Raw genomic sequence first — 7,859 nt, 5'->3', positions numbered from 1 at the left:
GGTCACCACCGAAGCCATGATCGCGGAGGCTCCGAAGAAGGAGTCGGCTGGCGGCGGCGGCATGCCTGGCGGCATGGGCGGCGGCATGGGCGGTATGGGCGGTATGGATTTCTAATCCAGCCCTATCAGCCTTCAGATACGGAAAGGGCGGCAGAGATGCCGCCCTTTTTGTTTTGCGCAGCGGTCGTTGTGGCCTCTCAGACGGCGGCATCCGCGCGTTGCTTTACCTCGCCGGCAAGCACCGCGGCTTCGATCAGCGCCGCCACCTCATCGGCCACGGCCTGTACCGGGGCGCGGTCGCGGGTGGCGCGGGCGATCACCATCAGCCCCTCCAGCGACGATTCGACCAGCAGTGCCAATGCATGCGCGCGGCGCTCGGGCACCCCTGCCCTGACGAAGGCGTCCCGCAGCAGGCCTATCCACTGTTCGAAGGCCGAGCGGCACAATTCCGCCAGTTCCGGCACGTCGGTGGGCGAGTCCAGCACGACAGGCGCGACCGGACAGCCGAGCGAAAACTGGTTGTCTTCCAGCATGCGCCCCACCGACTGGTAGATATGATGGACGGCCACCGCCAGATCCTTTTCGGCAGCCAGCGCTTCGCCCAGCCTCTCCGTCACGTCGGCAACGCTAGCGCGCGTCACCTCGATGACCAGTTGGTCCTTGCCGCCGGGAAAATGAAAATAGAGCGAGCCCCGCGGTGCGCCGCTGGCGCTCAATATGTCGTTGAGCGAGGTGCCGTGATAGCCGCGCTGCCTGAGCAGCAGCCCAGTCGTCTCGAGTATGCGGGTGCGGGTGTCGTTGGCCATGTCAACCTCTGTCAGGAGGAATCATTATAGGCCTTGCGCAGAATATGACAATCGGTCTACATAATATGTAGATCAGTCTATATATTCTTGAGGAACGCCATGCGAAGGGAGAACGACAATGACAATTCGTGAAGCCTCGGCCAAATGGCAGGGGACGCTGAAGGAAGGTTCGGGACGGTTGCGGCTCGGCAGCGGCGTCTTCGAAGGCGCCTATTCCTTCCCGTCGCGTTTCGAGAACGGTCCGGGCACCAATCCGGAGGAACTGATCGCCGCAGCGCATGCAGGCTGCTTCTCGATGGCGCTGAGCGCCATACTGGGCAACGCCAATCATGTTCCGACAAGCATCAGCACCGTCGCCAAGGTGCATCTTGGCGCAACCGCTGCCGGTCCGACGATCACCCGCATCGAACTCGAAACCGAGGCAGAGGTCGCGGGACTTGCCGAAGATGAATTCGAGCGCCTTGCACAGTCCGCCAAGGCGGGCTGCCTCGTCTCGCGGGCCCTTGCCGGCGTGTCCCAGATCACCCTCAAGGCAACACTCGTCGAAGCCACCAAAGGCCAATGAAGCCAGGAGAAAGAAGATGACACAGGAGCTTGTCATGGACGCAGCCGCGTACGACCTGTCCCAGCAGACGGCCGAGATCATGCGGCGCTACAACGACGTATTCCAACGCCATGATCCTTCGGCACTCGCCGAGCTGGTGGCTGAGGATTGCGCGATCGAGAACACCGTGCCAGCGCCGGACGGCGCCCGTTATGCCGGTCAAGCGGCGTGCGTCGGGCTTTGGGCGGCGATAGCAACCCAGGCCGGCACGCGCTTCGATATCGAGGAAACCTTCGTTGCCGGCGACCGGGCAACGATCCGCTGGCGCTATTTCATGACCGACGGCAATTCGCTGCGCGGCGTCAACCTCATGCGCGTGGCCGACGGGCGGATCGTCGAAGCGATGGGCTATGTGAAGGGGTAGCGTGCCCGAGCAATTCCCCGAAAGCGCATAACGGCTTTTCGCCCGGAATAGCGCAACAAAGAGGAGCGGATCAGCGAGACTGAACCGCTCCCCGTGGCGCTACCGATCGGCCAGCGCCAGCTTCGCGCCGAGCATGACGAAGGCGCCGGCGAAGGTCCGGCGCATCCAGGTCAACACCATTGGCCGCGAGACGACGTGGCTGCGGATCGAGGCGGCGAAGATGCCGTAGCCGACGAAAACCACGAAGGTCAAAAGCATGAAGACGGAACTCAGTTCCAGCATCTTCGACAGCGCATTGGGCTCGGTGGTGCTGACGAATTGCGGCAGGAAAGCGAAGAAGAAGATCGACAGTTTCGGATTGAGCACGTTGGCGAGGATCCCGGTGGCAATCACCTTGCCGGCCGAGCGCGGCGTCACATCCTGCTCGACGCTGAGGCCGCCATTTTCCTTCAGCGTGTTCCAGGCCATGTAGAGGAGGTAGGCGACGCCGAGATATTTCAGCGTCTCGAAGGCAAGCGCGCTGGTGTGCAGCAGCGCCGCAAGGCCGGTGATGGCGGCGGCCATGTGTGGGATGATGCCGAGCGTGCAGCCGAAGGCGGCGATGACGCTGGCCCGCGCGCCGCGCGAAAGGCCGGCGCTCAGCGTGTAGAGAACGCCGGTGCCGGGCGAAGCCACGACGATCAGCGACGTCAACAGAAATTCGATGCTCACGATGGTTCCTCCGGCACCCGACCCGGCCAGGAACGTATCGGGCTGCGGGTCGGCGCACAAGCGGAGGTGATCGGAGCTTGGCTACACCGGCAATCCGAGCGCTCGGCGTGCCATCAGACACTCCTCGTCGCCGGGCATGCAGGCGCGACAGACGTCTGGCCGGACGTCGTAGATGCCGCAAGCGGTCGACTTGCCGATCTCGCCGGACAGCGCCGAGCAGCGCACGCCCTCGCAGCGCATGCCTGACAGGTCAGATGCGACATATTTTTCCGGGATACGGTCGAGCTGCGCGTCATCCTCGGTGGAAAAGCGCGGCCACTCGGCCGAATAGGAGCAGCAGGCACCGCAGCTTTGGCAATCGAAGGTGCCCTGTTGCGACGACAAAACGCTCGCCACCAGGGCGGACAGCCCTGGCGCGGCGGGGTTGCGATCGGCGTCTTGCGGCAAGGCGCTATTTCTTCTTAGCCGTCTTGCCCTTCGGCGAATCCGCCGGCGACTTGAACAGATCGGTCGCGGCCTCGATGGCGTCGCCGGCCTTCGGCGCGGCAACCGGCTTAGCCGGTTTTGCCGCGGCACCCGAGGCTGCCGGCTGATCCTTGGAGGAGAATTTTATGGCCATGTCAGTCCTCGTCGGCGAAGCGCGATGATGGGGCGCGCGGATTGCGCAGGCGGCCGATCAGCGCCGAAACGGCCGTGATGTTCATTTCCTCGGGCGACCAGTTTTTCACCGCCTCGATGTGATGGGCCGCCAGCTCGCGATGCGTGCTGCCGCTGTAGGCCGCGTCCTGATAAGTCACCCGCTCATGGGTTTTGGCGTCTTCACGGACATATTCGATCAGGTAATTCGGGCATTCGGCGCGGCCGCGCACGCCGACGCGCACCTGGGCATCGCCGTGGGCACGCTTGCAGCGTTCGAGCTTTTCCAGCACACGCCGTACGAATTCGACCGGCTTGTCGAGGCCTTCGACCATATCGGCAATGGTTGCATCGGCGGCGATCGGTGTTGGCGGTACGCGTTTGGTGGCCATCAGCGTCTTCCGGCCCGCTTCGGCAAAGCGGCTAGCGCGGCGGCGGCGGCCATCTCGTCGGCCTCCTTCTCCAGGCGCAATTCGCGCAGCCGCGCGGTCTTGGCTTCGCGTGCCTCGCTGACGGCGTCGCGCTCGGAATTGATGCGGTTGAGCGACATCGACTGGGTTTGCGTCTTGCTGAACAGGGACACGGCCTGATCGACGGTTGTCTTTGAACTGGTGGTCAAATCTTTCTCCTGTCAGGAGCCTGTGCCGATGGAGCGAGACCGGGTCTTCGGTCAGGATCACGCACAAAGCAATACGCGCGGCGAATTCAAATTGCTGGAGCGTCCCTTAGCACGTCCAGGCCGGCGCGCAGCGCACTTTCGGCGGTAAGGCGCGCAAAATGAAAAAGGCCAGGCACCGCCTGACCTTCCATGAGAGCGTCGCGCAACCAGACGACATCCAAAAGGATGCACCGGGGGTGCACGGGAACGCCCTGCTTATGCACATGATATGCCGTGGAAACTCAGGTCTCCGCGGCCATGCGCCCGAATTCGCCACTCACCGGTGCCAGTACATCCGTGGTCACCGGGAGAGCTGAATTCGTTTTTCAGGCCGCCTTCAACTGGTCGGCGGACATCTTGCCCGACTTGTTGTCGCGGACCATCTCGTAGCCGAGCTTCTGGCCCTCGACGATGTCGCGCATGCCGGCGCGCTCTACGGCCGAGATGTGGACAAAAACGTCGGCCGAGCCGTCGTCAGGCTGAATAAAACCAAAACCTTTGGTGGCGTTGAACCATTTAACTGTGCCGGTGCTCATGACGAACCCTTTCCATGGCAAATATTCGTTCGACGCCATGCGGATGCACAACGTCGTTTGTCCCGATTTTTGATGTGGGAAGTTCGTCAAAGGCGCGCTCGAAAGCGCGGATAACAAAAGTCAGTCAAACAAATATCGACGATTTGCTTATAGGCTTCTTTTGGGGCGCTGTCAAATTTGCATAAAGCCACAGCTGCGGAATTCTCCCAAACCACCTGGCCAAAACACCTGACATGACGGCAAATCGGACCCCAAACAGCGCGGTTGCGCCAACTTGAAAAAAGTTTTCCGGCATCCAGGAACCATCTGCGCAGACGCGCATTTATTCGGTGTCATCAGCAGTTCATGAGAGCAATCGAATAACAGTTGATGGCAAAGACGCCCCCCGCACGATAAAAGGTGCGAGGGGCGTTTTCGTTTGGATCCTATTCGTCCGGGCCGGGTTCCGGCCACGTCTCCCTGGCCGCCTCGGCATACCAGTGGCGCATCGCCGGCGTTGCCAGCACGGCATCGACATAGGCGCGCGTATCCTGCGCCAGCGTGCCGCCATAGGTATCGAAACGGGTGACGACAGGCGCATACATGGCATCAGCCACGGTGAAGTGGCCGAACAGGAACGGGCCGCCCTTGCCGTATTTTTCCCGGCACTCGCGCCACAGCGCCTCGATGCGGGCGCGTTGCGCCTCGCCCTCGGCGTCAAGCGGCTTGTGGCCCTTCGGCCGACGCAAATTCATCGGCCAGCCATAGCGAACCTCGCGAAAGCCGGAATGCATCTCGGTCGCGGCCGAACGCGCCAGCGCACGGGCGTCGATATCGGCGGGCCAGAGCTTTTTCTCGGGAAACAGGTCGGCGAGGTATTCAAGGATGGCAAGGGTTTCCCAGACGATCTTGCCGTTGTGATTCAGCACCGGCACCTGACCGGTCGGCGACACTTTTGCCAGATTGGCAAAAGTTTCAGGCGTGCGCAGCCGTACGAAACCTTCCTCGAACGGGATCTCCAGATGCCTCATCGCCACCCATGGCCGCAGCGACCATGAGGAGAAACACTTGTTGCCAATATAGAGCGTAAATTCTGCCATTTTTCTCCCCGCACGCACGGCCTCCAAAATCCCATTGCCAACGCGTGTTCACAGCCTAGCCCACCGACCTTGCCCCAGGCGGCGGCCGCGCGACCTGATCTGCCGTCCGGGCGACGCCTGGAACCTAACCGACATCGGCTCGTTAGCTACCGCAATGAATTCCTTCGAATTCAAAATCCCGGGAGATGCGCAAAAATGGTGAACAAGGATCAGGTCGCGGGCGTGGCCAAGCAGGTCAAGGGCTCGGTCAAGGAAGCCGCCGGCAAGGCAACCGGCAACCGGCAGACCCAGGCCGAAGGCACGGCCGACAGGATCGCCGGCAAGGTGCAGAAGGCCTATGGCGACGTCAAGGACAAGGTCAGGAAGGCGCTCTGATCCGCATCGAGGAACGCGTTGTTATCGAGGGAAAGGCGGTCGCGAAGGCCGCCTTTTTCAGGTGCTCCAGCCCTTGCTGAAAGCATTGGTGAACACGACCTCGCCATTATCGCCGATCGCCTCGCCCAGCACCACGTCCATGCCGTTGCTGGTCACCCTGGCCAGCGCGAAACCGCCCATATAGGCAGCCTTCGGCTTGAACAGGTCGATCCCGTCCCTGCGATAGATCAGCGGCGTTTCGTGCTGGTGGCCATGGAAAATGCCGACGACATTGTAGCCCTTGAGCGCCGCCAGCAGCGCCTGCCGGTCGGCCTCGCTCCACCAATGCGGCGCACCGGTGCCGTCATCATCAAAGTGGCTCCTGGCGGCATCCCAGCGTTCCACCGAGAAAGTGTCCCAGCCATAATGCTGGAACAGGACGACCGGGCGGCCGTCCGCCGCATAGGTCGCCAGGTCCTGCTTCAGCCATGGCAGGCTGCTCTCGGCACCGTGGCCGGTATCGCCGGCGAAACGATGCGTCTGGATCAGATGCAGGCCGCCCCAGTCCCAGGAGTAGCAGTCGGTGTCGACATCATAGTCGGTGGCCGGCACTGGCGGCTTGAAGAACACGCCGGCGCGATGGTTGACCTCGACATAGTCGCGCAGTTCGCGCCGGTACCAGTCGACATGGTGCGGCGGCCCGTTCTGGTCGAGATCATGGTTGCCGAGCCCGACATAAACCGGCATGTGCACGCGATCCGGACCGACGCCTTGGCTGTAGCGCTGGCTGAACTGGAGCAGTTGGGTGCCCTCGCTCGGCTGGGTGATCTGGCCGCCGCCATCGTCGGTGATGTCGCCGCCGACGACAAGGCCGAGCGGCGCGCCTATCTTGCCGGCCGAACGCAGGCCGGTGGCGACGCCATTGATCTCGGCCGGCCAGTCCTTGTCGCCAAGCGCATTCAGCACCGCCACGTTGCGCAGCAGCGCGGCGTCGGTCTTGCCTTCTTGCAGGCAGTTGGGGCTCAAGCCGCTCGCCATGCGGCAGGCATGGACATCGGCGATGAACAGGAAGGTGGCGTCGATCGACTGGACGCGTTGCCCGGTCTGGCCTAAGGCCGGCCGCGGCAAGGCGCCGGCCGCGGCAAATCCTGCAGCCTGTACCAGGAAGTTGCGTCGGGAAAGCGATCCAGTCGAACGGCGATTCATCATCTGCTGATTCAGCATGGACAGCAGCCGGTCGTCCAGCGCCTCTGCGCCATCATCGACATGACGCCACGGGTCTGGCATGTCTCGCTGCGCAAGCGGAGGAGGAGGAAAAATGAAAGCCGCACCTATCTGGATGATCCTGGCCGCGATGTTGTGCGCGAGCACCGCGCATGCCGCCGCTTGCGTCGATGCCAAGTCCGCCAGGAAGGGTTTCGTTCTGGCGAGACCCGGCATCCAGAGCGAATTTCGGCCCGTGGCCGGCGGGATGATGTCGGTTGCCAACACCTACGAATCGCAATCGCCCCAGACCCAATATCTGTTCGCCGGCCTGATCGAGGTGTTTCGCGACAGCGACACCGGCCGCCAGGCGATGATCCCGTTTTCCGATCTGCGAAAGCTGTTCCCGCTGAAGGCGGGGGCAAAGGCCGCGATAGAGTTCGTCGAGCTGTCGCCGAACAAGCCGCCGAAGGGCACCAAGACGCTGAGCCTGGTCGTCAAGGGCAAGGAGACATTCCGTCTGGGCGATTGCAAATACAATGTCCTGGCGGTCAAGGAGACCTTCAAGAACGGCGCCGGCGAGACGCTGGATTCATTCACCGCCCTCTATGCTCCCGATCTGCAAGCCGCGCTCGCGCGGCGCTACGATGAAGGCACCAGTTCGGAATCCGTCAACGGCTACGAGACGATCAAGCCGCTGGCGGAGTAGGTAAGAGCCCAGGCTTCTTCGCTTCCCCCTCGTGTCAGCCAGAGCGAAGCCGCAAGGTCGAGAGAAGTGGCTGCGTCGCGATCCTGCACACCCACCTCTGTCCTCCCGGACATTTCCCCCGCAAGGGGCCCGTTGCGTTATTAAGTTATACGGGCAAGGAGGGAGGGTCGGGCCAATGTGGGGTGCCTTGCGGCTCGGG

Annotated in this window: 13 protein-coding genes; 4 read left to right on the top strand and 9 right to left on the bottom strand. The window is 62.6% G+C overall.

Annotation, left to right across the window (positions count from 1 at the left end; genetic code table 11):
- Positions 1-197 precede the first annotated feature (197 nt).
- Entirely contained in the window at positions 198-806 is a 609-nt protein-coding gene (locus NKJ04_RS33330; RefSeq protein WP_352680068.1) for a TetR/AcrR family transcriptional regulator, read from the bottom strand.
- A gap of 118 nt (positions 807-924) precedes the next feature.
- Between NKJ04_RS33330 and NKJ04_RS33325 the strand changes: the two genes are divergently transcribed.
- Complete coding sequence (locus NKJ04_RS33325) at positions 925-1,371, top strand: OsmC family protein (protein WP_352442934.1); 447 nt, start codon at positions 925-927, stop codon at positions 1,369-1,371.
- A gap of 16 nt (positions 1,372-1,387) precedes the next feature.
- Positions 1,388-1,774, top strand: a complete 387-nt coding sequence (locus tag NKJ04_RS33320; RefSeq protein WP_352680066.1) for a nuclear transport factor 2 family protein — start codon at positions 1,388-1,390, stop codon at positions 1,772-1,774.
- 99 nt (positions 1,775-1,873) lie between these two features.
- Here NKJ04_RS33320 and NKJ04_RS33315 read toward each other — a convergent pair whose 3' ends face one another.
- From NKJ04_RS33315 to NKJ04_RS33285, 7 genes are all read right to left on the bottom strand, one after another.
- On the bottom strand, positions 1,874-2,485 hold the full coding sequence (locus NKJ04_RS33315; protein WP_031213900.1) for a LysE family translocator: 612 nt from the start codon (positions 2,483-2,485) through the stop codon (positions 1,874-1,876).
- Between the two features lie 81 nt (positions 2,486-2,566).
- A complete protein-coding gene (locus NKJ04_RS33310) occupies positions 2,567-2,932 on the bottom strand; it encodes a YkgJ family cysteine cluster protein (protein WP_023814146.1) in 366 nt (121 codons plus the stop codon).
- A 4-nt stretch (positions 2,933-2,936) separates the two neighbouring features.
- Positions 2,937-3,104 carry a hypothetical protein gene (locus NKJ04_RS33305; protein WP_023814145.1) on the bottom strand — a complete coding sequence of 56 codons (168 nt, stop codon included), beginning with the start codon at positions 3,102-3,104 and terminating at the stop codon, positions 2,937-2,939.
- Position 3,105: 1 nt separating this feature from the next.
- The gene (locus tag NKJ04_RS33300; RefSeq protein ID WP_013532398.1) at positions 3,106-3,513 is read right to left on the bottom strand and encodes a hypothetical protein; all 408 of its coding nucleotides are present in this window, start codon (positions 3,511-3,513) and stop codon (positions 3,106-3,108) included.
- On the bottom strand, positions 3,513-3,740 hold the full coding sequence (locus NKJ04_RS33295) for a hypothetical protein (RefSeq protein WP_013532399.1): 228 nt from the start codon (positions 3,738-3,740) through the stop codon (positions 3,513-3,515). The genes NKJ04_RS33300 and NKJ04_RS33295 overlap by 1 nt, the downstream gene beginning before the upstream one ends.
- Positions 3,741-4,105: 365 nt before the next feature.
- Positions 4,106-4,315 (bottom strand): cold-shock protein, encoded by a 210-nt coding sequence (locus NKJ04_RS33290; protein WP_010915421.1) that lies wholly within the window; start codon positions 4,313-4,315, stop codon positions 4,106-4,108.
- Positions 4,316-4,740: 425 nt separating this feature from the next.
- Entirely contained in the window at positions 4,741-5,394 is a 654-nt protein-coding gene (locus tag NKJ04_RS33285; RefSeq protein ID WP_023814142.1) for a glutathione S-transferase family protein, read from the bottom strand.
- A 195-nt stretch (positions 5,395-5,589) separates the two neighbouring features.
- Between NKJ04_RS33285 and NKJ04_RS33280 the strand changes: the two genes are divergently transcribed.
- Complete coding sequence (locus NKJ04_RS33280; RefSeq protein WP_023814141.1) at positions 5,590-5,769, top strand: CsbD family protein; 180 nt, start codon at positions 5,590-5,592, stop codon at positions 5,767-5,769.
- A gap of 57 nt (positions 5,770-5,826) precedes the next feature.
- On the opposite strand, the gene NKJ04_RS33275 is transcribed toward NKJ04_RS33280, so the two are convergent.
- On the bottom strand, positions 5,827-6,957 hold the full coding sequence (locus NKJ04_RS33275) for a metallophosphoesterase (protein WP_352442936.1): 1,131 nt from the start codon (positions 6,955-6,957) through the stop codon (positions 5,827-5,829).
- 109 nt (positions 6,958-7,066) lie between these two features.
- Between NKJ04_RS33275 and NKJ04_RS33270 the strand changes: the two genes are divergently transcribed.
- A complete protein-coding gene (locus NKJ04_RS33270; protein ID WP_352553858.1) occupies positions 7,067-7,660 on the top strand; it encodes a hypothetical protein in 594 nt (197 codons plus the stop codon).
- Positions 7,661-7,859 lie beyond the last annotated feature (199 nt).

The organism is Mesorhizobium sp. M0618, from assembly GCF_040320765.1.
In the GTDB taxonomy this organism is placed as follows: domain Bacteria; phylum Pseudomonadota; class Alphaproteobacteria; order Rhizobiales; family Rhizobiaceae; genus Mesorhizobium.
This window is presented reverse-complemented; position numbering and strand designations above follow the sequence as displayed.

Excerpts from the sequence above, each read along its gene's own strand:
- NKJ04_RS33275 (WP_352442936.1), bottom strand. The coding sequence starts at position 6,957 with ATGATGAATCGCCGTTCGACTGGATCGCTTTCCCGACGCAACTTCCTG.
- NKJ04_RS33320 (WP_352680066.1), top strand. The coding sequence starts at position 1,388 with ATGACACAGGAGCTTGTCATGGACGCAGCCGCGTACGACCTGTCCCAG.
- NKJ04_RS33325 (WP_352442934.1), top strand. The coding sequence starts at position 925 with ATGACAATTCGTGAAGCCTCGGCCAAATGGCAGGGGACGCTGAAGGAA.
- NKJ04_RS33280 (WP_023814141.1), top strand. The coding sequence starts at position 5,590 with ATGGTGAACAAGGATCAGGTCGCGGGCGTGGCCAAGCAGGTCAAGGGC.
- NKJ04_RS33330 (WP_352680068.1), bottom strand. The coding sequence starts at position 806 with ATGGCCAACGACACCCGCACCCGCATACTCGAGACGACTGGGCTGCTG.
- NKJ04_RS33300 (WP_013532398.1), bottom strand. The coding sequence starts at position 3,513 with ATGGCCACCAAACGCGTACCGCCAACACCGATCGCCGCCGATGCAACC.
- NKJ04_RS33305 (WP_023814145.1), bottom strand. The coding sequence starts at position 3,104 with ATGGCCATAAAATTCTCCTCCAAGGATCAGCCGGCAGCCTCGGGTGCC.
- NKJ04_RS33285 (WP_023814142.1), bottom strand. The coding sequence starts at position 5,394 with ATGGCAGAATTTACGCTCTATATTGGCAACAAGTGTTTCTCCTCATGG.
- NKJ04_RS33290 (WP_010915421.1), bottom strand. The coding sequence starts at position 4,315 with ATGAGCACCGGCACAGTTAAATGGTTCAACGCCACCAAAGGTTTTGGT.
- NKJ04_RS33270 (WP_352553858.1), top strand. The coding sequence starts at position 7,067 with ATGAAAGCCGCACCTATCTGGATGATCCTGGCCGCGATGTTGTGCGCG.